The organism is Gordonia phthalatica, assembly GCF_001305675.1.
Taxonomy (GTDB): Bacteria; Actinomycetota; Actinomycetes; order Mycobacteriales; family Mycobacteriaceae; genus Gordonia; species Gordonia phthalatica.
Genome location: NZ_CP011853.1, coordinates 1,653,181 through 1,678,094 on the forward strand (window position 1 = coordinate 1,653,181; position 24,914 = coordinate 1,678,094).

At 68.3% G+C, this 24,914-nt stretch carries 23 protein-coding genes and 1 pseudogene; 12 read left to right on the plus strand and 12 right to left on the minus strand.

The features are described from left to right. Nucleotides 1–6: 6 nt before the first annotated feature. The 3 genes and pseudogenes from ACH46_RS07670 to ACH46_RS07680 all read right to left on the minus strand — a co-directional run. Nucleotides 7–198, minus strand: a pseudogene (locus ACH46_RS07670) (allantoinase AllB); the annotation flags it as partial. Between the two features lie 92 nt (nucleotides 199–290). Then, nucleotides 291–1,313, minus strand: coding sequence for a serine protease family protein (locus ACH46_RS07675; protein WP_157851023.1), 1,023 nt, complete (start codon nucleotides 1,311–1,313; stop codon nucleotides 291–293). A 117-nt stretch (nucleotides 1,314–1,430) separates the two neighbouring features. Then, nucleotides 1,431–2,435 (minus strand): Lrp/AsnC family transcriptional regulator, encoded by a 1,005-nt coding sequence (locus ACH46_RS07680; RefSeq protein WP_062392387.1) that lies wholly within the window; start codon nucleotides 2,433–2,435, stop codon nucleotides 1,431–1,433. A gap of 139 nt (nucleotides 2,436–2,574) precedes the next feature. Between ACH46_RS07680 and ACH46_RS07685 the strand changes: the two genes are divergently transcribed. The 3 genes from ACH46_RS07685 to ACH46_RS07695 are packed head-to-tail and all read left to right on the plus strand — an operon-like array spanning nucleotide 2,575 to nucleotide 6,069. After that, a complete protein-coding gene (locus ACH46_RS07685) occupies nucleotides 2,575–3,675 on the plus strand; it encodes an NAD/NADP-dependent octopine/nopaline dehydrogenase family protein (RefSeq protein ID WP_062392388.1) in 1,101 nt (366 codons plus the stop codon). Beyond that, complete coding sequence (locus tag ACH46_RS07690; RefSeq protein WP_062392389.1) at nucleotides 3,672–4,667, plus strand: 3-hydroxybutyryl-CoA dehydrogenase; 996 nt, start codon at nucleotides 3,672–3,674, stop codon at nucleotides 4,665–4,667. Before ACH46_RS07685 ends, ACH46_RS07690 begins: the two co-directional genes overlap by 4 nt. 10 nt (nucleotides 4,668–4,677) lie before the next feature. Continuing rightward, nucleotides 4,678–6,069, plus strand: coding sequence for an MFS transporter (locus ACH46_RS07695; protein WP_062392390.1), 1,392 nt, complete (start codon nucleotides 4,678–4,680; stop codon nucleotides 6,067–6,069). 72 nt (nucleotides 6,070–6,141) lie between these two features. Here ACH46_RS07695 and ACH46_RS07700 read toward each other — a convergent pair whose 3' ends face one another. Beyond that, nucleotides 6,142–6,582, minus strand: coding sequence for a VOC family protein (locus ACH46_RS07700; protein ID WP_062392391.1), 441 nt, complete (start codon nucleotides 6,580–6,582; stop codon nucleotides 6,142–6,144). A gap of 270 nt (nucleotides 6,583–6,852) precedes the next feature. On the opposite strand from ACH46_RS07700, the gene ACH46_RS07705 reads away from it, so the two are divergent. Beyond that, the gene (locus tag ACH46_RS07705) at nucleotides 6,853–8,451 is read left to right on the plus strand and encodes an ABC-F family ATP-binding cassette domain-containing protein (RefSeq protein WP_062392392.1); all 1,599 of its coding nucleotides are present in this window, start codon (nucleotides 6,853–6,855) and stop codon (nucleotides 8,449–8,451) included. Between the two features lie 30 nt (nucleotides 8,452–8,481). Here the strand turns inward: ACH46_RS07705 and ACH46_RS07710 are convergent, their stop codons facing one another. Further along, nucleotides 8,482–9,252: a YggS family pyridoxal phosphate-dependent enzyme gene (locus ACH46_RS07710; protein WP_062392393.1), complete on the minus strand. Its 771-nt coding sequence runs from the start codon at nucleotides 9,250–9,252 to the stop codon at nucleotides 8,482–8,484. A 26-nt stretch (nucleotides 9,253–9,278) separates the two neighbouring features. Next, nucleotides 9,279–10,463 (minus strand): MFS transporter, encoded by a 1,185-nt coding sequence (locus ACH46_RS07715; protein ID WP_062392394.1) that lies wholly within the window; start codon nucleotides 10,461–10,463, stop codon nucleotides 9,279–9,281. A 132-nt stretch (nucleotides 10,464–10,595) separates the two neighbouring features. Here ACH46_RS07715 and arsB point away from each other — a divergent pair, with 132 nt between their 5' ends. The 3 genes from arsB to ACH46_RS07730 are packed head-to-tail and all read left to right on the plus strand — an operon-like array spanning nucleotide 10,596 to nucleotide 13,173. Next, entirely contained in the window at nucleotides 10,596–11,705 is a 1,110-nt protein-coding gene (gene arsB / locus ACH46_RS07720; RefSeq protein WP_062395123.1) for an ACR3 family arsenite efflux transporter, read from the plus strand. A 28-nt stretch (nucleotides 11,706–11,733) separates the two neighbouring features. Then, entirely contained in the window at nucleotides 11,734–12,756 is a 1,023-nt protein-coding gene (locus ACH46_RS07725) for an LLM class flavin-dependent oxidoreductase (RefSeq protein ID WP_062392395.1), read from the plus strand. Between the two features lie 24 nt (nucleotides 12,757–12,780). Next, complete coding sequence (locus tag ACH46_RS07730; protein ID WP_062392396.1) at nucleotides 12,781–13,173, plus strand: SdpI family protein; 393 nt, start codon at nucleotides 12,781–12,783, stop codon at nucleotides 13,171–13,173. A 21-nt stretch (nucleotides 13,174–13,194) separates the two neighbouring features. Here the strand turns inward: ACH46_RS07730 and ACH46_RS07735 are convergent, their stop codons facing one another. From ACH46_RS07735 to ACH46_RS07745, 3 genes are all read right to left on the minus strand, one after another. Next, a complete protein-coding gene (locus tag ACH46_RS07735) occupies nucleotides 13,195–14,460 on the minus strand; it encodes a hypothetical protein (RefSeq protein WP_157851024.1) in 1,266 nt (421 codons plus the stop codon). Nucleotides 14,461–14,580: 120 nt separating this feature from the next. Then, the gene (locus tag ACH46_RS07740) at nucleotides 14,581–15,789 is read right to left on the minus strand and encodes an acetyl-CoA C-acetyltransferase (RefSeq protein ID WP_062392398.1); all 1,209 of its coding nucleotides are present in this window, start codon (nucleotides 15,787–15,789) and stop codon (nucleotides 14,581–14,583) included. A gap of 19 nt (nucleotides 15,790–15,808) precedes the next feature. Further along, a complete protein-coding gene (locus ACH46_RS07745; protein WP_226995799.1) occupies nucleotides 15,809–16,384 on the minus strand; it encodes a TetR/AcrR family transcriptional regulator in 576 nt (191 codons plus the stop codon). A 108-nt stretch (nucleotides 16,385–16,492) separates the two neighbouring features. On the opposite strand from ACH46_RS07745, the gene ACH46_RS07750 reads away from it, so the two are divergent. The 5 genes from ACH46_RS07750 to ACH46_RS07770 all read left to right on the plus strand — a co-directional run bounded on the left by ACH46_RS07750 (nucleotide 16,493) and on the right by ACH46_RS07770 (nucleotide 19,750). Then, complete coding sequence (locus ACH46_RS07750; protein WP_082399488.1) at nucleotides 16,493–17,263, plus strand: crotonase/enoyl-CoA hydratase family protein; 771 nt, start codon at nucleotides 16,493–16,495, stop codon at nucleotides 17,261–17,263. 33 nt (nucleotides 17,264–17,296) lie between these two features. Continuing rightward, complete coding sequence (locus ACH46_RS07755) at nucleotides 17,297–17,842, plus strand: GNAT family N-acetyltransferase (protein WP_062392399.1); 546 nt, start codon at nucleotides 17,297–17,299, stop codon at nucleotides 17,840–17,842. A gap of 4 nt (nucleotides 17,843–17,846) precedes the next feature. Then, the gene (locus tag ACH46_RS07760) at nucleotides 17,847–18,803 is read left to right on the plus strand and encodes an esterase/lipase family protein (protein ID WP_062392400.1); all 957 of its coding nucleotides are present in this window, start codon (nucleotides 17,847–17,849) and stop codon (nucleotides 18,801–18,803) included. A 19-nt stretch (nucleotides 18,804–18,822) separates the two neighbouring features. Then, nucleotides 18,823–19,134 carry a 4a-hydroxytetrahydrobiopterin dehydratase gene (locus tag ACH46_RS07765; protein WP_062392401.1) on the plus strand — a complete coding sequence of 104 codons (312 nt, stop codon included), beginning with the start codon at nucleotides 18,823–18,825 and terminating at the stop codon, nucleotides 19,132–19,134. Nucleotides 19,135–19,267: 133 nt separating this feature from the next. Continuing rightward, entirely contained in the window at nucleotides 19,268–19,750 is a 483-nt protein-coding gene (locus ACH46_RS07770) for an NUDIX hydrolase (protein ID WP_062392402.1), read from the plus strand. Nucleotides 19,751–19,753: 3 nt separating this feature from the next. Here ACH46_RS07770 and nuoN read toward each other — a convergent pair whose 3' ends face one another. Genes nuoN through nuoL form a run of 3 tightly spaced genes read right to left on the minus strand, consistent with a single transcriptional unit; the run spans nucleotide 19,754 to nucleotide 24,914 of the window. After that, nucleotides 19,754–21,433, minus strand: coding sequence for an NADH-quinone oxidoreductase subunit NuoN (nuoN, locus tag ACH46_RS07775; protein ID WP_062392403.1), 1,680 nt, complete (start codon nucleotides 21,431–21,433; stop codon nucleotides 19,754–19,756). After that, on the minus strand, nucleotides 21,430–23,016 hold the full coding sequence (locus tag ACH46_RS07780) for an NADH-quinone oxidoreductase subunit M (protein ID WP_062392404.1): 1,587 nt from the start codon (nucleotides 23,014–23,016) through the stop codon (nucleotides 21,430–21,432). Before ACH46_RS07780 ends, nuoN begins: the two co-directional genes overlap by 4 nt. After that, nucleotides 23,013–24,914, minus strand: coding sequence for an NADH-quinone oxidoreductase subunit L (nuoL, locus tag ACH46_RS07785; protein ID WP_062392405.1), 1,902 nt, complete (start codon nucleotides 24,912–24,914; stop codon nucleotides 23,013–23,015). The genes ACH46_RS07780 and nuoL overlap by 4 nt, the downstream gene beginning before the upstream one ends.

The window sequence follows — 24,914 nt, forward strand, 5'->3', positions numbered from 1 at the left end:
TCTGGGTCAGACGTCTCCGCGGCGCAGCATGCGGCCGAGGGGGTTCTGGAAGTCGATCTTCTGGCCGCGCAGCCAGGTTCCCTTGACGACGCCGGCCAGGGCACGGCCGTCGTACGGGCTGATCGCGTTCTTATGGTACAGGTGGTGCACGTCGAGGACGTGTGCGGACTCGGGCCGGCAGATCGCGAAGTCGGTGTTGTTGAGATTGATCCAAACGAGCGATGAAACATTCGGGCGACCGTCCACTCTCCGCGGTTTCGGTCGTGGAGTGACTCCCGTCCGGGAATTCGTCAGCCGCGTCGACGCCGGTAGGCGACGACCACGGCTCCGAAGACGACGACGTCCAGGATGCCGACGCCGAGCGCGACCTTCGCCCAGGTGCTCGTCGGAGTCGACGGTGCCGCGGCGTGCGACGCGGCGCGGTCGACCGGTGTCTCCGTTGCTGACGAGGTCCGAGCCGGTGCCGTGGAACTAGGCGGTGGGGCCTGTGCCAGCAATCTCCTCAGGACATCGGCCGTCACCGGGGTCACGGCGGGTCCACTCGACGACAGGATTCCGACGAGTCGGCGGCGAGAGTCGAAGACCGGTCCGCCGAAACTGCTCGACTCGAGCTTGCTGTCGAGCGTCACTCGACCTCGGCCGACAGCGGTGACGGTGCGAGTCGGGACGGTCGAGGCGGGGGTGCTGCCGCCCGTGCGTTCGGGATCCAGGGCGGGCACGGACACTCGCGCGCCGACCTGCACCGGGACGGTCGAGACCTGCGCCGCGGGGACGTTCGGCAGAGACGATCTGCTGCGCAGGAGTGCGAGTCGGTTGTCGTTGATCGCTACCCGTGACGCCCACATCGAGACGACCGGACCGCCGCGAGTCATGCGTCGCTGAACGGTGTACCTCGCGGCCGGTGAGTGGCCGTTCGACGACGTGATCTTCCACTGTTGCTTGCTCGCAGTGGCCTTCAATTCGGCTGCCTGGCTCGTGGACAACGACCAGTCGTTGGCGATGTTGATCGCGAGGCTGCGGAGGTCGTCGACGACGAAGTCGAGCGACGGATCGACGCACCTGACCGAGGTGAGAGTTCGTCCTTCGCCGACGTCGACAGCCGTGCATGCGTATGCCGTGTCTGCGTCGACTGTGGTGACCGGAACCAGATCGCTGTCGATCTCGAGTGTGCCTGTCGCCTTCATGGTCACGACGACCACCGAATCGAGTCCCGGGGGTCCGGCGGGCGCAGCAGCCACGGTCGGCGTCGACAGGACGGCAGCGGTACCTGCCACCGCAGCGATCAACCCGGTACGCACTCGATGCGCAGACATGTTCCCCCGACTCTCTCGCACCGACTGGACTGTGAACGACTGAGCGATGCACGAGAGACGATACGGATTCAGTGGGATCGGCGAAAAGTCGGATCGGTCGGTTGATCGACCCTGCTGTCAGGCCTCTCCGACGGTCAACAGGTCCAGCGGGACCAGACCGGTGCAGCGACCCTCCCTGTCCAGAAGGGAACCGAGCCGCTTCGGAGTGCCGAGCGTGATGTTCCGGTCGACGAGCACCAAGCCGGGGACTGCGGCTTCGAGGTCGGCCTCGAACGACGACAGTTCCCCGATCCGGTGCAGCCACACCGTCATCACGACATTCGCCGGGCCGGTGACTTCGCAGCACACGCGGATCTGTGGGAAGCGGTCCAACGCCGCGCACAACGTGTCCAGACTCTGCGGGCGCGCCCGAGCCCACAGGTTCGCGGTGACCGGCCACCCTCCGAGAACATGGGCGACCTCGCAGCGGATCGACAAGACGCGTTCGGCGACCAGTGCGTCGAGTCGACGACGGACGGTCGGTGCGCTGATGCCGGTGGCGGCAGCGAGATCGACCGCGGACCGACGTCCGTCGGCGGCGAGGCCGGCGATCAGGCGCAGGTCTGCGGAGTCCGGCGGATGCGCGAGCGGTCGCGAGTGAGGCCGGTGCGGATCGAGCGTGGACTCCTCATCCGGTTCGAGGGCCGAGACGCGCCACCGTTCGCTCTCCCCGAAGACCTGCATCACGATGCGACTGCGGGTTCTCGTCACCCGGGGGTCCGCGGCGAGACGCTGCACCCAGTCGCCGAGAGCGTCCAGATCGGTCGTCATCACCGTGAGCAGCAGATCGGCGTCGCCCGCGGTGTGCTGGATCGTCGCGACCCGCCCGTCACGTGCCAGTCGCTTCACCACGCTGATGCCGCCGGATTGGAGTTGGACCTCGACGAATGCGACGCACTGCGTGTTCAGGAAAGCCGCTCCGGGGTAGGTGACGATCCAGGCGAGACCGCTTGCGACGAGTCGATCCCAACGGCGTGCGGCCGTCGGCGCGCTGACCCCGGCGACCTCGGCGACGACACCCCACGGTGCCCTCGCGGCCGCCTGCAGCGCGTGAACGATCCGAAAATCAACGTCGTCTGGCATACGACAATTCTGCATCGTCGACGTGTGTCAGATCACTTTGAAACAACAGATTCTCCCGCTGACCGGGCGTGAATACCGTCATCTCCACCTTCCGGCGCCGTACTCCGAACGAGCGACCGGGTCGATAGAGGAGAGACGAATGCGGATCACAGTCATCGGTGGCGGACACGGGTCGTACGCGGCAGCGGCGGAGATGTACGAGAAGGGCCACGACGTCGTCTGGTGGCGGCGTGACCGGCCCGCCTTCGACGCATTGCTCGCCGTCGGCGCGCTGCAGATCGACGATCATCGCGGGGCGCGCACCGTGCCGATCGGCTCGGACGGCGGCGTCGCGATCGAGGCGGACCTGGGTGCGGCGATGAAGGGGGCCGAGGTCGTCATCGCGCCGGTGCCCGCCTTCGCTCACGAGGACCTGGCTCGCGCCATGGCACCGCATCTGGAGGACGGCCAGGTGGTCTACCTCCCGCCGGGCAGCTTCGGCTCGTACGTGTTCGCCCGCGCCGCCGCGGAAGCCGGGAACTCGGCGAAGGCCGCGTTCGCCGAGACCGGAACCCTCCCGTACCTGGCGCGCAAGCACGGCGTCGACCGCGTCGTCGTCAGCGGATACGCAACCCGACTGCCCACCGGCGTGTTCCCGGCGAACGACACCGATCGCGCGCTCGACGTGCTCGGCAGGGTGTACCCGGTGGAGCGTTCCGAGGACGCGCTGTCCGGTGCGCTGATGAACGCGGGCCCGGTCATCCACCCGCCGCTGATCTTGATGAACGCCGGTCCGCTCGAACACTTCGACGCGTGGGACATCCACAACGAGGGCACCCAGGACGCCATCCGCCGGGTGACCAACGCGCTCGACGCCGAACGCGTCGCTGTGCGCGAAGCGCTGGGCTACGGCGCCCCGCACTTCCCGCTGGCAGACCATTACTCGGCCGACGGCGACGAGTGGATGTACGGCAACGCCGCCCACGAGAAGCTGACCGACAGCGGCGACTGGCGCGAGAAGATCGACCTCCACACGCACCGCTACATGCGGGAGGACGTCGAGATCGGTCTCGCGCTCCTGACCTCGGTCGGCCGTTGGGCGGGCGTTCCGACGCCCGTCGCCTCCGGATTGCTCGCCGTCGCGAACGCCATCACCGGCCGCACCCCGGACACCGGCGGACGCACCTTCGAGGCGCTCGGGCTGGCCGGTCTCGATCGCGGTCAGATGACCAACCTGATGCAGGACGGGGTCGCGCTGTGAGCATCACCTCTGTGGCGGTCGTCGGTGCCGGACGCATGGGCGAGGGCATCGCCGCGGCACTCGCCTTCGGTCGGGTCGACGTCACCATCGTCGACCTGCGCGATCGCGGCGACGCTGCACTCGACTACCACCTCCGCACCCTCGACGCCGTGCGTCGTGCGTTCGAGATGAAGGTCGCACTCCGCCTGCTCGACGAGGCGGACCTACCCGAGGTTCTCGGTCGCGTTCGCGTCCTGGATCGTCACGCGGCGGAACCCGTGATGGCCGAGGTCGGACTCGTCTTCGAGGCCGTGCCCGAGATCCTCGAGGTGAAGCGGGAGGCTTTCTCGTGGATCGAGTCAGTCGTCGCGACCGACTGCCCGATCGCATCGACAACGTCCAGCTTCCTCGTGGACCGTCTCGCCGAATGTGTCGATCGTCCCGAACGACTCCTCAACGCGCACTGGTTGAACCCTGCCGACCTGATGCCGCTCGTCGAACTCAGTGCGAGTTCGGTGACCGCCCCCGCCGTCGTCGACGCCACCCGCGATCTCCTGACCGCGGTGGGTAAGCAACCGGTCGTGTGCGCCGCGTCGCCCGGCTACATCGTCCCGCGCTTGCAGGCCCTGGTGATGAACGAGGCCGCCCGCATGGTCGAGGAGGGCGTGGCGAGCGCCGAGGACATCGATCACGCCGTCCGCATCGGCTTCGGCTCCCGCTTCGCGGTGCTCGGTCTCCTCGAGTTCATCGACTGGGGCGGCTGCGACATCCTGTTCCACGCGTCCAACTACCTGCGCACTGAGTTGGGGGAGCGTTACGCCCCCGCCGCCGTCGTCGAGGAGCACATGGCCTCGCAGCGCCGAGGGGTCACCGACGGCGCCGGCTTCTACACGTTCGACCCCGACACGGTCGATGCCTACCGCGCCCAGCGGACCGCGGACTTCGCCGCCGTTCTCGGCGCCACCGGAAATCTCCGCCACTACACCGCACAGCCCACACCCATCGAGGTTTGAGGAACCGCTCATGACACTGAAGGATCTACCCGCGACCACCGTCGCAGCCACCGAGCCCGCCGCCACCGAGCCCGCAACCCACCGCGAACCGACCGTTCGCATCGCCATCGCCTCCGGTGTCGGCACGATCCTGGAGTTCTACGACTTCGCCATCTACGGCACGGCGACGGCGCTGGTCTTCAACAAGGTCTACTTCAACGTGTCCGACCCGTGGCTGGGCACCTTCCTCGGATTCGCGACCTTCGCGATCGGCTTCCTGATGGCGCCCATCGGTGCGGCGCTGTTCGGCCAGTTCGGCGACCGATATGGTCGACGGACGGCGCTGGCCACGGCGTTCGTCATGATGGGCAGCGCGACGCTGATCATGGGTCTGGTGCCGGACTCCCGATCGATCGGGATCGCGGCGCCGATCATTCTCGTCTTCCTGCGGATGGTGCACGGTATCTCCCGTGGCGGTGAGATCGGCGGCGCGGTCACGATGGCGGCCGAGCACGCACCCGTGCATCGGCGCGGCTTGTACGGCTGCTTCGTCACGCTCGGCTCGCCCGTCGGCGCGATCCTCGCCAACATCGCGTTCGCGCTCGTCCTGCTCCTGCCGATGGATCAGGTCATCGCGTGGGGCTGGCGCATCCCGTTCCTCGTCGGCGGCGTCGTCCTCGTCATCGGGATCTGGACGCGGATGCGGATCGCCGACACGCCGGCCTTCGCGGAGGCCGACAAGAAGGCCAAGGCCCTGGAGGACGCCGACGAGGCACCGATCCCGTCCGGACTCGCCGTGCTCCGCACCGACTGGCGCAACGTCGCCAAGACCGCGGGCATCAACATCGGCCAGAACTGCTACGCCTTCCTGTTCTTCACCTTCATGCTGTCGTTCCTCACCGAGGTCGCTCCCGGTCGCGGATTCTCGCGGTCCTCGGTGGTCTGGGGAATCACCCTGGCGCTGGTCTGCCACGCGGCGACCGTCGTGCTGAGCAGTCACCTCTCGGACCGGCTCGGTCGCAAGGCCGTCGTCGGATTCGGCATGGCGACGTCGATCGTCTTCGCGCCGATCCTGTTCGCGGTCGCCGCCCACGGCTCGCTCGTCGCCTGCATCACGGTGATCTGCATCGGGTTCGCCCTCACCGGATTCATTTACGGTCCGATGTTCACCCTGTTCGCCGAGATGTTCCCCGTGCGGCAGCGGTACAGCGGCGTCGGTGTCGGATACCAGGTCGGTGCGATCGTCGGCGGCGGCATCGCGCCGCTGGTAGCCAACCGGATCGTCGCGGTCACCGGCAGCGTGGTGCCGGTCGGCTTCTACGCCGCCGCGCTGATGATCGTCAGCCTCTGCTTCCTGCTGCGGGTTCGCGAGAGCGCGCCGCTGGCGGTGGGCAAGACTCTCCGCGAACGAATCGGGAGGTAGGGCACCCCGAGCACAGAGCGGCGCGGCCACCGGATCGGTGGCCGCACCGCTGCTCTGTTCAGGACCGCGGTCTCACTCGTCGCCGGACACCACCAGCGCCCAGAGCACGCCGAACGGGTCGCGGACCTGGCCGTAGTGATCGCCCCACGGAGCGAGTGCGAAGGGCATCGCGATCTCGGACCCGCGGCCGGTCATGGTCGCGATGAGTGCTTCCGCGTCGGCCACCGATTCCAAGCCGATGAGGAACGAGTAGATCGACGACGCCAACTGCTGTTCGCCTTCGCCGCCGCAGCCCTCGCCGAACGAGTCGCCGCCGGCCAGGGTCACCAGGCCGCCGTCGAGCTGCGCGTGGGCGACCGCGTCGGGCGGAGGAGTGAACGGGAAACCCGTCGTGTCGGTGTCTCCGTATTTCTGCAGGTCCAGCGAACCGCCGAAGACCTCGTGGTAGTACGCGAACACTTCGGCTGCGTTGCCGGGGAGACTCAGGTACGGGCTGAAGTACTTCGTGGACATGCGAAGGATCTTTCCTGGGGCCGGTGGCATGGTGCGGGCGAGGATATCAACTCGACCGTCGCTGCGGTGGACGATAATTCGGTTGCGGTCCGGTACACAGCCGGTACCCTCGGACCCGTGCAGTACCTCCTCTTCCTCTGAGTCGACGACAGTCCGCGCCTCGTAGAGCCCAGCTCCGAGTGCGCGGATCGACGTATGTCATTCAGCCCGTCTCCGGGCACCGTCGTCTGTCAGCGTCGACCGATCGGTCCGCCGACGCATGGAGGAAACATGTCTGTCCGAACTCATCGAAGCGTTCTCGAACGCAGCCAACTCACCCTGACCGAGGTCGCGGTCGTGCGCGGCGGCCACCGTGTCCTGACCGACGTCTCGTTGACCGTCGTCACCGGCTCGCGAATCGCCATCGTCGGCGAGAACGGCCGCGGCAAATCGACGCTCCTGCACGTCCTCGCCGGAACGCTGACCCCCACGTCCGGACGCGTCGTCGCGCACGGCACCGTCGGCATCGCGGAACAGGAGTTGATCGCCGACGACGACCGCACGGTCGGCGACATCGCGGCCGACGCCATCGCGGATTCGCAGGCGGTCCTGTCCGAACTCGACCTCCTGGCGGCGGCGATGGCCGATGGCGAGGACGTCGCCGCCGCGTACGGCGAGGCATTGGAGAACGCCGAGTCCCTCGACGCGTGGGATGCGGAACGCCGCGTCCGGCTCGCGCTCGACGAACTGGGGGTGTCCGCCGCATGGGACCGGCCGTTGACCGAACTGTCGGTGGGTGAACGGTACCGTGTCCGGCTCGCCTGCCTGCTCGGCGGCACCGACGACTTCCTGCTGCTCGACGAGCTGACCAACCATCTCGACGCGCGCGCCCTCGACTTCCTCACCGCGAGCGTGCGGACCCGGCGCGGTGGCGTCGTGATCGTCAGCCACGATCGTGCGCTGCTGGCCGACCTCGACGGCACCGTGGTCGACCTGGATCCGACGCCGGACGGTCGCCCCGCGGTCTACGGGTCATTCGAGGACTACCGACCGGGGCGGGAGGCGATGTGGGCGCGATGGCGGCAGGAGTTCGACCGCGAACGGAACCGACGGCAGCAGTTGGTGGATGATCTCAGCGCCGCGCAGAACCGACTCGTCAGCGGCTGGCGCCCGCCGAAGGGGACCGGCAAGCACCAAAGGGCGACCCGCGCCGGCGGGCTGGTCCGCAATGTGCGACGCAGACAGGAGGACCTCGACGCACACCGGCTCACGACTCCGCCACCGCCGCAACGGTTCTCGATGCCCGAGGTCGCGACCCGACCGGGCAGCGGTCTGCTCGTGGCAGAGGATGTCACCGTCAGGGACCGACTGACCCGACCGACGTCGCTCCGGCTCTCCGGCGGCGATCGGCTTCTGGTGACCGGCCCGAACGGGGCGGGGAAGTCCACCCTGCTCGCGGTCCTGGCGGGCGATCTGGTTCCCGATACCGGGCGGGTGGTGCGCCTCGGCGGTGCGCGGATCGTCACCCTTCGTCAGGAATCCGATCTGCCTGCGGATGTCCGAGCCGCGGACTTCTTCGCGCAGGAGGTGCATCGACACGGCGGGCCGGACATCGGGCTGTCGTCGCTGGGGCTGCTCCGGTCGACGGAGGCGGGCAAGCGTGTCGGGGAATTGTCGACCGGGCAGGTGCGGCGGCTCGAACTGGCCATCGCGGTCGCGTCGATGCCCGACGTCCTGCTCCTCGACGAGCCGACGAATCACCTCTCGATCGCGCTCGTCGACGAGCTCACCGACGCACTGCAGGCGACGCGGTCCGCCGTGGTCGTGTCCACGCACGACAGGCAGATGCTGCGTGATCTGTCCGGCTGGGCGCGGATGCGGTTGCCGTGAGCAGTGCGTCGCTGTTCCCTGATCAGTGAGCTAGCTCGGCCAGTACATGCTGTCCGGCGTGGCCCGCGCGCCGAAGATCGCCTGACCGACGCGCACGCAGGTGGAGCCCTCCTCGATGGCGAGTTCGTAGTCGCCGGACATGCCCATCGACAGGCCGCCGTCGCCGATCAGGTCGGGATCCTCGTCGCGGATCCGGTCGCGCAGGCCGCGAAGCAGCTGGAAGCAGGGGCGGACGCGGTCGACGTCGTCGGAGAACAGCGCGAGGGTCATCAGCCCTCGCACGCGCAGGGACGAATAGTTCGGCAGTTGCTTGAGCAGGGCGGGCAGGTCGTCGGGTGTGAGCCCGTACTTGCTCTCCTCGTCGGACGTGTTCACCTGGACATAGACGTCGAGGCTCCGGCCGGCGGCCTGCAGGCGACGGTCCAGCGCTTCGGCGACGCGCAGGCTGTCGAGTGCCTGGAACTCTCCGGCGAAGGCGGCGACATCCTTGGCCTTGTTGGTCTGCAGGTGGCCGATCACCGACCACGAGACGTCGAGGTCGGAGAGGTTGCCGTGCTTTCGCTTGGCCTCCTGCACCTTGTTCTCGCCGAGCTGATGGCACCCCGCGGCGACGGCGTTGACGATCCGCTCCTCAGGCACGGTCTTGCTGACCGGGAGGAGGCGGACGTCTCCGGGATCTCGGCCTGCGCGTCGCGCGGCCGCGTCGATCTTGGCCTGCACCGCTGCGATGTTCCGTCGGAAGTCGTCCACCTCGACGGCGGTCGTGTACTGGGGCTGGTTCGCGGGATCGGCATCGGTCATGCCTCGATTATCCCCAACCGTGCAAATCAGTTGGGCGGAGCCTGATCCCGTGCACGGTCCCGCAGCCCGGCCCAGGCCAGGAGGGCGGAGACCGCCGTGACGCCGCCGAGCACCCCGAGGCCGACCGGCAGCGCGGCGACCGCGGCCACGCCGCCCACCAGCAGCGGTCCGCCGGCGTCGCCGAGCTCGCGGCCCATCTCGGCGTTGCCCATCGTCCGCCCCATCCGTTCCTCCGGGGTGACCGACGCGAGGTGACTGAACGCCAGCGGGGTCACGGTGCCGATCGCGATACCGAGGCCGGCTGCGGCGATGAACAGGGTGGCGGCGTGCGGTGCGACGGCGATCAGAACGACGCACGCGGCCGCGACGGCGAGTCCGACGGTGCTGCCGCGTCGGGCCGCGAGGCGACCGGCATCGTGCAGAGCACCGACGCGCGGCTGCGCGAAGATCGACCCGAGCGCCAGCACCGCGACGGCGGCGGGTCCGACGAGCGCGGGAAGGTCCAGCTGCGTCGCGAGGTAGGGGAGGAATCCGACGGCCACGCCGAGGACGCCCGTCGACGTCGCGAGAATCATGGTGGGGACCAGGAATCCGCGGTCGGTGGTCTGCCGGATCAGGTCGGCGACGGTGTACCGAGGGCGCGGGACCACCGGCAGGGCGGGCATCCCGACGACCACCCACACCGCGGCGATAGCTCCGACCGCGGCCATCGTGCCGAACACGGCGGCGATGCTCCACCAGTGCGCGATCGCGACGCCGATCAGCGGGCCGAGCACATAGCCGACACTCTTCCACGCCCCGTATCGGCCGAAGTAGCGGCCGAGCTGCTTCGGGCCCGCCAGCCGCGCGACCGATGCCGATGAGGCAGGGGAGAAGGCCGACGCGGCGATGCCCTGACCCAGCCGTGCCACCGCGAACAGCAGCGGCGTCGGATGCACCACCGCCACACACGAGGCCAGGACGAAGGCGACGAGGCCGCCGACGATCACCGGCTTGGTCCCGATCCGGTCGCTCAACGATCCGAAGACCGGTTTGAAGATCACCTCGGCGACGTCGTACAACGCCAGGATCAAACCGAGTCCGAGAATGCTGAGGCCGATGTCCGACGACTCGCTGCCGAGGACCGCAGCGACGCCGTGCGCACCGAACGCAGTGGTGAAACCGGCGAGAAACAGGGGAGGGAGCGCGCGATCCGAGGCGGGCGAGGTCACGTGAGGAAGATAGCGCACACCCGGTGGTCGGTCATCGATCGGACCGGCGGCCTGAGATGATGGAGGCATGGCGGAACAGGAGATCGTCGTCGACCCGGTGTCGGCGACTCGGTGCACTTCGGTGCTCGGCCGATGACGCAACTGCAGACCCCGTCGGCGGTGGTCGGCAGGCTGTCATTTCTCGACCGCTTCCTACCGGTGTGGATCGGCGTGGCGATGGCAGTCGGGCTCCTTTTGGGGCGGATGATCCCCGGGCTCGGCGACGCGTTGAGCGCGGTCGCCGTCGACGGCATCTCTCTGCCGATCGCGATCGGCCTGCTGATCATGATGTATCCGGTGCTGGCGAAGGTCCGGTACGACCGCCTCGACACGGTCACCGGCGACCGACGTCTACTGGTGGGCTCGCTGGTCTTGAACTGGGTGGTCGGCCCCGCCTTGATGTTCACGCTCGCGTGGACCCTCCTACCGGACCTGCCCGAGTATCGGACCGGACTGATCATCGTCGGCCTGGCTCGATGCATCGCGATGGTGATCATCTGGAACGACCTCGCATGCGGCGACCGGGAAGCCGCCGCGGTCCTGGTGGCCATCAACTCGGTGTTCCAGGTCGTGATGTTCGCAATTCTCGGCTGGTTCTATCTGTCGGTCCTGCCGGGATGGCTGGGTCTGGAGCAGACGACGATCGAGACCTCACCGTGGCAGATAGCGAAGTCGGTGCTGATCTTCCTCGGCGTCCCGCTGCTCGCCGGCTTCCTGACTCGGCGATTCGGCGAGCGTGCCAGGGGTCGCGAGTGGTACGAGACGCGATTCCTCCCCGCGATCGGGCAGTTCGCGCTCTACGGACTCCTGTTCACCATCGTCATCCTCTTCGCGCTGCAGGGCGAGCAGATCACGTCGCGGCCGATGGACGTCGTCCGGATCGCGATCCCGCTGCTTGCCTACTTCGCGATCATGTGGGGCGGCGGCTACCTCCTCGGCGCATCGCTCGGGCTCGGGTACGAGAGGACGACCACGATCGCGTTCACCGCTGCCGGCAACAACTTCGAGTTGGCGATCGCCGTCGCCATCGCCACGTACGGCGCCGCGTCGGGGCAGGCGCTGGCGGGTGTCGTCGGACCGCTGATCGAGGTGCCGGTGCTCGTCGGACTGGTCTATGTCTCGTTGGCGCTACGGAAACGATTCGGTCGGCACCGTCTCGACAAGACGTCCGCGGCACCGGAATCGACGTCGGGCGCGGAATAGGCGAGCATTCTCCGGTGCTGTACCGACCGTGAAGAACATCGGATTCCTTTCGTTCGGACACTGGTCCGACGTTCCCGGCTCGCTCGTCACGTCGGGGGCCGACGCCCTGCTGCAATCCATCGACCTGGCCGTGGCGGCCGAAGATCTCGGCGCGGACGGCGCGTACTTCCGCGTGCACCACTTCGCCCGCCAGCTCGGCACCCCGTTCCCGCTGCTCGCAGCCATCGGCGCCAAGACCAGCCGCATCGAGATCGGCACCGGTGTCATCGACATGCGTTACGAGAATCCTCTCGCGCTCGCCGAACAGGCCGGCGCTGCGGACCTGATCGCAGGCGGACGCCTGCAACTCGGGATCTCGCGGGGATCGCCCGAGCAGGTGGTCGACGGGTACAAGTACTTCGGCTACGTGCCCAAGGAAGGTCAGTCCGACGCCGACATGGCACGACAGCACGCGGGCGTCTTCCTCAAGGTGATCGACGGGGAGGGCTTCGCGCAGCCGAGCCCGAACCCGATGTTCGCCAATCCGCCCGGGCTGCTGCCGATCGAGCCGCAGTCGCCCGGACTCGGCGACCGGATCTGGTGGGGTGCGGGTTCCCGCGCGACCGCCGAGTGGACCGCCCGGCAGGGTCTCAACCTGATGAGCTCCACCCTCCTCACCGAGGACACCGGCGTCCCGTTCCACCAGTTGCAGGCCGAGCAGATCGAACGCTTCCACACCGAGTGGAAGAACCAGGGCTTCGAGCGGAAACCTCGAGTCTCGGTGAGCCGCAGCATCTTCCCGATCATGAACGAGGAGGACAACCGGTACTTCGGGTTGCGCGGCCAGGCGGCGAAGGACCAGGTCGGCGTCATCGACGGCAGCACTGCGCGCTTCGGTCGCACGTACGCAGCGGAGCCCGACAAGCTGATCGAAGAACTCCGCGAGGATGAGGCGATCGCCGCCGCGGACACCCTGCTGCTGACGGTCCCGAACCAGTTGGGTGTCGAGTACAACGCGCACGTCATCGAGTCGCTGTTGACCCACGTGGCCCCGGCACTCGGCTGGCGCTGACCGCGTCGGCGGTACCGTCGTGCCATGAGCGGGAACGTGGGGGCACTGACGGGAGCGGCCGGGATCGTGGTGATCGCCGGACTGGGGATCATCTGGTTGGGACGAGCCTGCGGTCGAGGAGCGCTCGCCCGCAATCAGTTCGTCGGAATCCGAACCCGCTGGACGATGGCCTCGGATGCCGCGTGGGACGCCGGGCACCGCGCAGGAGCGCACCGGATGGTGATGAGCGGTGTCGGGACCGCCGCGATCGGCGTGGTCGCGGTGGCCGCGGTCTTCCTGTCTGTGCTGGGAGTATCGGAGACGGGCACGGCCGTCACGGTCGTCGCACTGGTCCTCTGTTCGACGGTGTGGATGGTCGGATGGCTGCTCGCCGCGACCGTGACCGCTGATCGCGCTGCGAAAGCAGTGGTGGGATAGTCGGCCGCGGGACTGCGACCCTTATGACTGAGAATGCTGCGGGTAGTGCGGGGTCGGCGCAATCTGCGTCTGGTCGAACGCAGCGGACTGCGGTCCTCCGGGCTGCGGAGGGGTCGCGGATCCGACAGGACGCGGCGCGAACGGAGCGGCCTGATTCGGGTTCGACTGGTACGGCTGCTGATTCGGAGACTGCGGATTCGGGTACTGCTGCTGCGGCGCGCCCGGGTACATCGGCGCGCCGGGGAAGGGCTCGGCTTGGAAGGGTGCTGGGGACTTCCTGCGACTGCGACGCACGACGACGAAGGCGATGCCGCCGATGATCAGCAGGCCGAGGACGCCGAGCAGCGGACCGAGCCAGAGCCACAGTGAGCTGTCGTCGGCGGTGGTCGCGGCAGCCGGGTCGATGCCGTTGGCCTTCAGGAACTCGCGGAGTTCGGCGGGGGTGGTGGCGGCGCTGGGCTCGGTCCCGATGAGGATGCCGTGCACCACACCGTTCTCGTCGACGACGGGGCCGCCCCAACCGGAATTGGTGCCGTTGGCGTTGAACAACACTCGCGGAGACTCGGGTTGAGTCTTGTCGATGGAGGTGACCGTGGCGTCGATCAGTGTGACCCGCATGGCGGGGCCGGTGAACGACCGCTCGGAGAGCGATCCGAAGCTCACCTCTGCACCGACGTCGGGCGTCGCCTCTGCGATCGTCAGGGGTGACAGCGACCCGACATCGCCGGTCGCGCGGAGGAGGCCGAGTACCGCCTTCGTATTTGCCGGTGGGGCCGAGACGATGGTGGCCTGCTGCGTGGGGATCGGTGACGAGGCGTCGCCGACCGCGCGGATCTGATTGGTGACCTTCGGCGGAGAGTCCGGGCTGCTCGAGCTCTCGGCGATCTTCCAACCGGTCGCGTTGGCCATTCCCTTGAGGTACGCGGTGCGGTCGGCGGGGAAGGCCAGTCGCTTGGCGACGATGTCCAGCGCCCGTTCGCGGAAATACTTCAGGACGGTTTCAGCGGTCGGGTTGAGTACTCCGCTGCCGGTCACGATGGTGCCCCGGTCGTCGACGACGAGGCCGGCGTAGATGTACTCGAGGGCGATCGGTTCGCTCCAGATGTGCTCGGGCTCGAACTCCATCAGCACCTGTCCGGTGAGGACGGTCCTGATCTGCACCATAGACTCCGCCAGTGTGGCGCGCAGATCATCGCGCGACAGTTCAGCAGATGCGGGCGGCGCGATCGCGACCACCAGCCCCATCGACATCGTCAAGGCAGTAAGAACACGCCAGAAGCGCGACATGAATCCCCTCAGGAAACCGGCGTCCGACGTGGACCGGACTTCAACGACGTCAATCTAACCGATGGCCGGTTCGTCGTTCCGTGGTGGATCGTCCCACTGAACGACAGTGCGCGACGGGCGTCACACGCGCTGGATGATGGCGGCGAGACCCTGCCCGCCGCCGATGCACATGGTCGCCAGCCCGTAGAGGGCCTCGCGGCGCACGAGTTCACGGGCCAGTGCGCCGAGCATCCGAGTGCCCGTCGCGCCGACCGGATGGCCCAGTGAGATGCCGGACCCGTGCACGTTGATGCGTGCGAAATCGTCACTGTCCAAACCCCATTCGCGGGTGCAGGCCAGCACCTGCGCGGCGAACGCCTCGTTGAGTTCGATGACGTCCATGTCGGCCAGAGACAGGCCGGCGCGGTCCAACGCAGCGTTGGTGGCGGGGACGGGGCCGAGGCCCATGCGGGCCGGCTCGACGCCCGCGACCGCCCACGACACCAGACGTGCGATCGGGCGCAGACCGAGCTGCTCAGCGCGTTCGGGGTGGGTCACGAGGCAGACCGCGGCGGCGTCGTTCTGGCCGCTGGCATTGCCCGCGGTGACGGTGGCGTCGGGATCGGACGCCAGGAGGACCGGTCGCAGCGTCGACAGGGATTCGACGGTGGTTTCAGGCCTCGGATGCTCGTCGGTGTCGACCAGCACGTCGCCCTTCTTCGAACTGATCGTGACCGGCACGATCTCGGCGGCCAGCACCCCGGCCGCCTGTGCGGCCACCGCGCGTCGCTGCGACTCGGCGGCGAGCTGGTCCTGCTCCAACCGCGTGATGCCGTAGTCGCGGCGCAGGTTCTCTGTGGTCTCGAGCATGCCGCCCGGCACCGGGTAGTCGCGGCCACCGGCGGTCTCGCGGCCGCGCGCCAGTCCGTCGTGCAGCATGACGCCCGGACCACGCACGCCACGCCGCATGTCGGTGGAGTAGAAGGGCACGTTGCTCATCGACTCGACGCCGCCGGCCACCGCCACGTCGTTGACGCCGGTCGCGACCTGCATCGCGGCGATGATCACCGAATACAGGCCGGACCCGCACCGTCGATCCACCTGCGCGCCGGGCACGGTGATCGGAAGGCCTGCGTCGAGAGCGACGACGCGGCCGATCGCCGGCGCCTCGCTGCTGGGGTAGCAGTGACCGAGGATCACGTCGTCGATCACCTCGGGTGCGACGCCGGTCCGGTCGATCAGGCCGCGCAGGGCGGCTTCGCCCAGCTGTGCTGCGGACAGCGTTTTCAGGGCGCCGCCGAAACGGCCGATCGGAGTCCGGACCGGTTCGCAGATCACCACATCGCGCATGATTGCCAGCGTGTCACGATCAGTCCCCCGGGGAAGCGAAAGCGGTGAGCCAGGCTGCGAGGACCTCCTTCTCCCGGTGCGGACGATCCCGTAGGACGCCGCCGATCGCGAGGCCGCGGAAGAGACTGAGGAGGCCGTCGAGGAAGACCGCGAAACGGTCGTCATCGAGATCGCCGGCGAAGGGGGAGAGGGCGTCGCGCAGGTCGTGGAACAGCTGGTGGGCACCCGGCTGCAGCGCCTCGCGCAGGGCCGGTTCGGTGCGCGCGGCGATCCAGAGCTGCAGACCCGCGACATAGGTGGGGCGGCGGGTGATCTCGTGGATGACGTCGACGGCCGCGGTGATCGACATGTCGGCGGAGAGGGCTCCGCGGATCTCCTCGGCCTGGTTCTCCGCGATGAAATCGACGGCGGCCACGGCGATCTGGGACATCGAGGCGAAGTGGTGGGTGAGGGCGCCGCGGCTGACTCCGGCCGCGGCCTGAACCCGCTGCATCGTCATTCCCGCGTAGCCGTGCTCCACGAGAACGTCGACGGCACCGTTCAGGATCTGCTCCCGCGTGCGTATCGCGCGCTCTTGACGGGCCTCACTGCTCACGCCATGATCATCGCAGACGATCGAAACAGACCAAATGATCTGTTTTCTGTCGCTGTGAAGCTGCGCTGCGCGATCTGCAATGGTCCCAGAATTGAGACGAGAGGAACGATGGTGAACGATATCCGCATCGACCACGACGGCGACGTGACGATCGTGGCCATGGCCCGCCCCGATCGGCACAACGCGGTCGACGGAGGCATGGCGCGGGAGCTCGCGGACGCCTTCCGCGAGTTCGAGGCCTCCGACGCCAAGGTGGCGGTTCTTGCCGGAGACGGCGCGTCGTTCTGCGCGGGCGCCGACTTGAAAGCCGTCGGCACCGATCGCAGCAACGCGCTGAACCTGGAAGGGGACGGGCCGATGGGGCCCACCCGGCTCGACCTCGACAAGCCGGTGATCGCCGCCATCAACGGCTACGCGGTGGCCGGCGGTCTGGAACTCGCGCTCTGGTGCGACCTCCGCGTGGCCGACGACGACGCGACACTCGGTGTCTTCTGCCGACGGTGGGGCGTGCCGCTGATCGACGGCGGGACCATCCGGCTGCCGAGGTTGATAGGGCACAGTCGCGCCATGGATCTGATCCTCACCGGCCGGGCCGTCGACGCCGCCGAAGCGCTGAGCTTCGGGCTCGTCAACCGCGTCGTCCCGGCGGGGACAGCGCGGGCGGCGGCGGTGGCGCTGGCCCACGACATCGCCCGCATGCCCGAGACGTGCATGCGCGGCGACCGCCGATCGGCCCGCGCGCAGTGGTCGGATACGGAGGAGACCGCCCTGCGTCGGGAGTTCGCGATCGGCATGACCTCGCTCATGGCCGACGGTGTCGACGGGGCGGGGAGGTTCGCGTCGGGCAAGGGGCGCGGCGGCTCCTTCGACGACATCTGACGGTGGGGAGGGGAGCGCAGTAGTGTCGACTTCATGAGCGACGCCACGTCTGCGGAGACCTTCGCCGCGCCCCGACTTCGAGCGCTGGAACGGTCCGACCTCGCGTTCGTCCACGGACTGTTCAACGATCCCGACGTGATGCGGTATTGGTTCGAGCCCGCGCACACCACGCTCGCCGACCTGGAAGACGCCTTCGACCGCCAGCGCGGCAGTGACCACCTGCGACGGTTCATTCTCGAGACCGCCGGTCGTCGGGTGGGTCTGGTGGAGTTGATGTACATCGACCATGTGCACCGGAACTGCGAGTTCCAGATCATCATCTCGCCGTCCGAACAGGGACGCGGCTACGCGAGCGCAGCGACCCGGGGAGCGCTCGACTTCGCCTTCCGAGCGTTGAACCTGCACAAGGTGTGGCTGCTCGTCGACACCGAGAACGCCGCTGCCGTCCACGTCTACGAGAAGTCGGGGTTCGCGGTGGAAGGTGTGCTGCGGCAGGAGTTCTTCGCCGACGGCGCCTATCGCGACGCGACGCGGATGGCGATCTTCGCCGACGACTATCTGGACCCGACGCGGACGTGACGCGATGAAGGGTGGACTCAGTCGCATCGCCCTGATCATCACGTGCGCACTGACAGCGGTCGGACTGATCGCGGCGCCGGCGGCCGCTGCCCCGAAACTTCCGGTCTCCTACGACTTCCTCGACGGGATCCGTGCCGAGCTCTCGAACCCGGGCGGCTCCCTGCCCGGCACCAACGACTTCTCCTGTCGGCCGACGGCGCGGCACCCGCGGCCCGTCGTTCTGGTGCACGGCAGCGGCGGCGGCCGACAGACGAACTGGGCGACGCTCGCTCCCGTGCTGAAGAACGCCGGATACTGCGTCTTCGCTCCGACCTACGGCGCACTGTCGTCGGCGTGGCCGGCGTCGGCGCTCGGCGGACTCGGCCCCAAGCTCGACAGCGCGTGGGACGTCAAACGATTCATGGACCGGGTGATGACCGCGACCGGTGTCCGGCAGATCGACCTCGTCGGCCACTCGCTAGGCACCGAGATCCCCACGTACTGGATGAAGTACCTTGGCGGTCGCGGACACGTCGCGCACTACGTGTCGCTTGCGCCGTACTGGCGGCAGGGACCGGACGACGACGATGCGCGCGGCGAGGCGATCGCGGAGTTCCGTGCCTGGCTGGGGATCTCGGCGCCGGTCCGCCCCGACTGCCCGGAGTGCAGTACGCCGCCCAGGGATCTGAACTTCAATCGCGCGGTCCGCGTCCCGACGCCGTACCTGCCGGGCGTCGCCTACACGAACATCGTGACCCGCGACGACGAGATCGTCACGCCGTACACGGCGGGTCTCCTCGACGGCCCACCCGGCACCAGCGTGCGCAACATCGTCGTCCAGAACGGGTGCGCCCTCGACCATTCCGACCACATGTCGATCACGTCGAACCGGCGCAGCGCGGCCCTGGTGCGCAACGCCCTCGATCCGGCCCATCCGGTTCCGGTGCCGTGCGTCCCCGTCGCGCCGGTGACGGGCGGCTGACGGGCGTAGCGTCGAGTGCATGACCGACTATCGACCCGAACCACTGACCGACAGCGACGCCGACGCGCAGACGTCGGGCGCGTGGACCGTCGACGGCGGCATGCTCGTCGCCACCTACAAACCCGGCAACATGGTGCGCGGTCTCGAGATGGTGACCGCCGTCGCCGCTGCAGCGGAGGAGGCGAACCACCACCCCGACGTCGACCTGCGGTATCCGACCGTCACGTACCGTCTGATGACGCACAGTGAAGGGCAGCTCACCTCGTACGATGTCGCGCTCGCTCAGCGGATCGACGCAATCGCCGCGGAGATGGAGATCCCTGCGGGGTGAGGGATATCGAGATGTACTGATATCTGCGTCCCCCTCAGCCCTCGCCGAGGGCAAATAGCCCTCGGCGGCAGCTCAGGGGGACGCAAATATCAGTACACGGCGGTCGTCCTCGATCGACGCGTAGCGTGGCCCCATGCCGACACCCGAGTACGTACTGAAGCTGCGCGAACACATCGGACACGAGCCGCTGGTCCTGATCGGGGTGACGGCGGTGATCCTCCGCGAGACCTCGGACGGGACGAGCGTCCTGCTCGGCCGGCGCTCGGACAACGGGGCGCTGGCACCGATCACCGGCATCGTCGATCCGGGGGAGGAGCCCGCGATCGCTGCGCGTCGGGAGGCGCGCGAGGAGGCGGATGTCGAGATTGAGGTGGAGCGGCTGGCGTGGGTGCACCAGTTGCCGCGCAAGACGCACGTCAACGGCGACCAGGTGGACTACCTGGACCTGACCTTCCGCTGCCGCTGGGTGTCCGGCGATCCGCGGCCCGCGGACGGCGAGCTGACCGAGGTCGGCTGGTGGAGCGTCGACGACCTCGGGGAGGTGGCGTCGGACGATCTGCGCGAGCGGATCAGGCTGGCGGCGGAGGGCGTCGGCGAGGCAGAGTTCCGGCGGTGATACCTACCGCAGGAACGTCGACGCGGTGTCGGCCAGGTCCAGCAACCACTGGGGGAAGATGCCGAGGACCAGCGTGACGGCGGCGGAGACCGCGATGGGGATGGACGTCAGGAGGCTCGGGGTCATCACGTCGGGCGCCTCATCGGGATCGTCGACGTCGGCGAAGAACATGGCGACGATGACGCGGATGTAGAAGTAAGCGGCGATGGCGCTGCAGACGACGCCGACGATGACCAGCGTCCACGCACCGTCGTGTCCGGCGGCGTTGAAGACCGCGAACTTGGCGATGAAGCCACTGGTGAGCGGTATCCCGGCGAACGACAGCAGGAACAGTGACATCATCGCGCCGACCAGCGGGCGGCGGCGGCCGAGACCGGTCCAGGCGGTGAAGCCGGTGGCCTCTCGACCGGTCTTGTCACGCACCACGGACAGCAGAGCGAAGGCTCCGAACGCCGAGACGGCGTAGGCGGCCACATAGAACAGCGTCGTTGAGACACCGGCCTGACTGATCGTGACGGCGCCGACGAGGGCGAAGCCGACGTGGCTCACCGACGAGTACGCGAGCATCCGCTTGATGTCGGTCTGGGTGACGGCCATGAACGTGGCGATCACCATCGTCGCGATGGTCACCACCCAGAGTGCGACGCGCGAGTCGTCCTCGAGCGACGGGAACGCGACGTGCAGCACGCGGAGGAGGCCGCCGAACGCCGCGACCTTGGTGGCCGACGCCATCAGGGCGGTCACCGGGCTGGGTGCGCCCTGGTACACGTCCGGGATCCAGGAGCCGAACGGGACGGCACCGACCTTGAACAGCAGTCCGACGGCGATCAAGGCCATCGCGAGCAGCGCGATCGTGTGGTCGGCGGCGGTGCCCGCAGCGTTGCCGGTGATGGCGGCGCCGATGTCGCCGAGGTCGAGCGAACCGGTGGCACCGTAGGCGAACGACGCGCCGAACAGGAAGATGGCCGACGAGAACGCACCGAGCAGGAAGTACTTGAGGGACGCCTCCTGCGACAGGAGACGACGGCGCCTGGCCAACGCGCACAGCAGGTACAGCGGCAGCGACAGCACTTCGAGGGCGATGAACATCGTCAGCAGGTCGCCGCACGCGCCGAACAGCATCATGCCGCCGATCGCCAGCAGCGCGAGCGGATAGACCTCGGTCGTGATGATGCCGGTGCGGCCGGCGATCAGTTCGTCGGGCGATCCGGGAACGGTGGCGCCCGACGGGGTGAAGGCATCGGCAGGGAGATCGGCGTCGTCGACGACCGACCCTTCGCTGTCACGGCCGGAACTGCTCACCGAGATCCGAGCGCCCGCCGCCGTCTGGACCTCGAGGGGCGCCCACACGCGGTCGAGTCGACGTTCGCCCATGATCACGACGGAGCCGAGACCCACCAGGAGAACGGTGCCCTGCAGAAACAGCGTGGGGCCGTCGATCACGACGGCGCCCGACATCGCATCGGACGCACCGTCGACCCGATAGGAGCGGACGACGAAGCCGAGGGCGACCATCGATGCGACGAGACCGACGCCGGCGAGCGTCAACTGAATGCGGTACCGGTGCGCGGTGGATGCGAACGCCTCGACGAGCACGGCGACCACGGCGACACCGAAGACGATCAGCATCGGCGACAGGCGGAAGTAGTCGATGCTCTGCGGGTCGAGAGCGAGTGCAGTCATCGTGGCTCCTCCGCGGTCGGTACGGGATCGTGCTGCCCGGTCTGCTGCGAGCTGTGCGCCACCGCCGGATTGATGTAGTCCAACGCCAGCCTCGGGAAGAGGCCGAGGACGAGCAGTCCGATGATCAGCGGTGCGACGACCACCTTCTGCCGCAGATCCAAGTCGCGGATCGGGGGCTCGGACTGGTCGACGGTGACGCTCTTGCGGACCGGTCCGCCCATCATCCGCTGGTAGGTCCACAGGATGTACATGGCCGACAGCACCAGCGCGACCGACGCGATGACCGCCGCGACCGGGTAACGGGTGAAGGTGCCGATGATGACCAGGAACTCACTGATGAACGGCGCCAAGCCGGGCAGCGACAGGGTCGCCATGCCTGCGACGAGGAAGGTGCCCGCGAGGATCGGTGCGAGCTTCTGCACGCCTCCGTAGTCGGCGATCAACGCGCTGCCGCGCTGGGTCACCAGGAAACCGGCGATCAGGAACAGCGCTGCGGTGGAGAGTCCGTGGTTCACCATGTACAGCGCCGAGCCGGACTGCCCCTGCGCGGTGAGCGCGAAGATGCCGAGCACGATGAACCCGAAGTGCGAGATGGAGGTGTACGCGATGAGCCGCATCACGTCGTTCTGGCCGATGGCGCAGATCGCGCCGTAGACGACGCTGACGACGGCGAGCGCGGAGATCCACGGCGCGAAGGTCTGCGCCGACTCGGGGAACAGGCCGATGCAGAACCGCAGCATCGCGAAGGTCCCGACCTTGTCCATGACCGCCATCATCATCACGGCGGCCGCCGGGGTGGTGGAGACGGCGGCGTCGGGCAGCCACGTGTGCAGCGGCCACAGCGGCGCCTTCACCGCGAAGGCGAACAGGAAGCCGAGGAACAGGATGTTGAGCACAGTGGGCGAGGCGTCGAGGCCGCCGCGGGCGGCCGCGGCAGTCAGGTCGACGAGGCTGAAGGTGCCGCCGCCGTTGTCGCCCAGCCCGGACCGGGCGCCGACCACGTACAGGCCGATCACCGACGCCATCATGACGAGCCCGCCGAACAGGTTGTACAGCAGGAACTTCACGGCGGCCCGCGACCTGACCTTCTCCTCGGCGGCACCGAAGCCGCCGATGAGGAAGTACATCGGCACCAGCATCGCCTCGAAGAAGATGTAGAAGAGGAGGACGTCGGCGGCGACGAAGCTCATCAGCACCATCGCCTCGACCGCCAGCATCAGCGCCACATAGATGTGGGTGCGGCGGGCGGTGCCCGACGAGCCGTCGACGTCGCGCCAGGCGGCCAGCAGCAGGATCGGCGTCAGCACCACCGTCAGCAGGATCAGGACGAGGCCGAGTCCGTCGAGCGCGAGGGTGTAGCGGGTGCCGAAGGCGGGGATCCAACTGGCGTCCTCGACGAGCTGGAAACCGCCGGTGCTCGACGAGAACTGAGTGGCGACGACGATCGCCCACACCAGTGTCAGCAGCGACGCGCCGAAGGCGACATGCTTGGCGTTCTCCGAACGCTCGGCGGGCAGCAGCATCACGATCAGCGACGCGACGGCCGGCAGCAGCCACAGAACCGTCAACCAGGGCATGCTCATAGGACGCTCACCACCAGAGACAGGGCGGCCACCAGCACGGTGCCCGCAAGGATCGACATGGCGTACGACCGCACGTAGCCGTTCTGACTGCGCCGCGTCACCTCCGACAGTCCGACCACCGCGGTGCCGACTCCGGACGTCGCGGCACCGAGGCCGCCGTCCTCAAGGCGGACGAGGCCGGTGGTGAGCACCTGGCCGGGTGCGGCGACGGCGCGTTCGTTGAACAGGTCGCCGTACAGGTCGGCGCGCGCCGCGCGGGTGAGGCCGGAGACGTCGGTCGGCGCCGTCTCGGGGACGGGGGCACGACCGTACTGGTTCCACGCGATCCCGACGCCGATCAGAACCACGACGAGGACGAGGACCGTGACCGCCCACGACGGCATGGGTCCCTCGTGCTCGGGTGCGACGCCGACGACGGGGGAGAGGAAGTCGGTGAGGGTGCCGCCGATCGCGAGAAGACCGCCGGAGAACACCGACCCGACCGCGAGGACGATCATCGGGCCGGTCATCGACGAGCCGGACTCGTGTGGCTTCGCGTCCGGCGCCCAGCGACGCTCGCCGAAGAAGGTCAGCACCATCACGCGCGTCATGTAGAACGCGGTGATGCCTGCGCCGAGGATCGCCGCGAGGCCGAGGATCCAGCCGCGTGCGCCGCCGGAGGAGAGGGCCGCCTCGATGATGTGGTCCTTGGAGTAGAAGCCCGCGAACGGCGGAACCCCGATGATCGCGAGGTAGCCGAGACCGAACGTGACGAAGGTGATCGGCATGACTGCACGGAGCCCGCCGAGCCTGCGCATGTCGGTCTCGTCGTTCATCGCGTGCATCACCGAACCGGAGCCGAGGAACAGTCCGGCCTTGAAGAAGCCGTGCGTCAGCAGGTGCAGGATCGCGACCGCGTATCCGGCGGGGCCGAGACCCGCGGCCAGGACCATGTAGCCGATCTGGCTCATGGTGGATGCGGCGAGGGCCTTCTTGATGTCGTCCTTGGCGCAGCCGATGATCGCGCCGAACAGCAGTGTCACGGCACCGACCACGACCACGCCGGTCTGGGCGTGCGGTGCCAGGTTGAACAGCGGTGCCGACCGGGTGATCAGGTAGACGCCTGCGGTGACCATGGTGGCCGCGTGGATCAGCGCCGACACCGGGGTCGGGCCCTCCATCGCGTCGCCCAGCCACGCCTGCAGCGGGACCTGCGCCGACTTGGCGCAGGCGCCCAGGAGGAGCATGAAGCAGATGAACGTGAGAGCCGACTCGCTGCCGGTGGGCGCGGCGGCGAAGACGCGGGTGAAGTCGACGGCGTCGAACGTGGCGAACATGACGGCGATCGCGATCACCATGCCGATGTCGCCGACGCGGTTCATCACGAACGCCTTCTTGGCGGCGGTCGCGGCGATCGGCTTGTGCTGCCAGAATCCGATCAGCAGGTACGACGCCAGACCGACGCCCTCCCAGCCGAGGTAGAGGCCCAGGTAGCTGTCGGCGAGGACCAGGATCAGCATCGCGGCGACGAACAGGTTCAAGTACGCGAAGAACCGGCGGCGTCCCGGATCGTGCTCCATGTAGCCGATCGAATAGATGTGGATCAGCGTGCCGACGACGGTGATCAGCAGGACGAAGCACATCGACAACTGGTCCAGCAGGAGGGCGGCGTTCACCTGGAAGGAGCCGACCTCGATCCAGTTGTAGACGCCGCTGGTGACGCTGCGGGCGGCGTCGTCGCGCCCGATCATGCCGATCCACATGGCGATGCCGAGGACCGCCGATGCTCCGGACAGGGCGGTCGCGAGGAGATGCCCCCATCGGTCGGTGCGACGACCCGCCACGAGCAGGAAGAGTGCGCCGAACGCGGGCAGGCCGGGGACCAGCCACAACAGGGTGCTGGTGAGCTGTGAACTCAT

Bases quoted from the DNA above. Each gene is read 5' to 3' on its own strand.
- arsB (WP_062395123.1), top strand. From the start codon at position 10,596: ATGACGCAACTGCAGACCCCGTCGGCGGTGGTCGGCAGGCTGTCATTT.
- ACH46_RS07730 (WP_062392396.1), top strand. From the start codon at position 12,781: ATGAGCGGGAACGTGGGGGCACTGACGGGAGCGGCCGGGATCGTGGTG.
- ACH46_RS07760 (WP_062392400.1), top strand. From the start codon at position 17,847: ATGAAGGGTGGACTCAGTCGCATCGCCCTGATCATCACGTGCGCACTG.
- ACH46_RS07750 (WP_082399488.1), top strand. From the start codon at position 16,493: ATGGTGAACGATATCCGCATCGACCACGACGGCGACGTGACGATCGTG.
- ACH46_RS07735 (WP_157851024.1), bottom strand. From the start codon at position 14,460: ATGTCGCGCTTCTGGCGTGTTCTTACTGCCTTGACGATGTCGATGGGG.
- ACH46_RS07685 (WP_062392388.1), top strand. From the start codon at position 2,575: ATGCGGATCACAGTCATCGGTGGCGGACACGGGTCGTACGCGGCAGCG.
- ACH46_RS07770 (WP_062392402.1), top strand. From the start codon at position 19,268: ATGCCGACACCCGAGTACGTACTGAAGCTGCGCGAACACATCGGACAC.
- ACH46_RS07710 (WP_062392393.1), bottom strand. From the start codon at position 9,252: ATGACCGATGCCGATCCCGCGAACCAGCCCCAGTACACGACCGCCGTC.
- ACH46_RS07675 (WP_157851023.1), bottom strand. From the start codon at position 1,313: ATGTCTGCGCATCGAGTGCGTACCGGGTTGATCGCTGCGGTGGCAGGT.
- nuoN (WP_062392403.1), bottom strand. From the start codon at position 21,433: ATGACTGCACTCGCTCTCGACCCGCAGAGCATCGACTACTTCCGCCTG.
- ACH46_RS07780 (WP_062392404.1), bottom strand. From the start codon at position 23,016: ATGAGCATGCCCTGGTTGACGGTTCTGTGGCTGCTGCCGGCCGTCGCG.
- ACH46_RS07755 (WP_062392399.1), top strand. From the start codon at position 17,297: ATGAGCGACGCCACGTCTGCGGAGACCTTCGCCGCGCCCCGACTTCGA.
- nuoL (WP_062392405.1), bottom strand. From the start codon at position 24,914: ATGAGTTCACAGCTCACCAGCACCCTGTTGTGGCTGGTCCCCGGCCTG.
- ACH46_RS07680 (WP_062392387.1), bottom strand. From the start codon at position 2,435: ATGCCAGACGACGTTGATTTTCGGATCGTTCACGCGCTGCAGGCGGCC.
- ACH46_RS07765 (WP_062392401.1), top strand. From the start codon at position 18,823: ATGACCGACTATCGACCCGAACCACTGACCGACAGCGACGCCGACGCG.
- ACH46_RS07695 (WP_062392390.1), top strand. From the start codon at position 4,678: ATGACACTGAAGGATCTACCCGCGACCACCGTCGCAGCCACCGAGCCC.
- ACH46_RS07700 (WP_062392391.1), bottom strand. From the start codon at position 6,582: ATGTCCACGAAGTACTTCAGCCCGTACCTGAGTCTCCCCGGCAACGCA.
- ACH46_RS07705 (WP_062392392.1), top strand. From the start codon at position 6,853: ATGTCTGTCCGAACTCATCGAAGCGTTCTCGAACGCAGCCAACTCACC.
- ACH46_RS07740 (WP_062392398.1), bottom strand. From the start codon at position 15,789: ATGCGCGATGTGGTGATCTGCGAACCGGTCCGGACTCCGATCGGCCGT.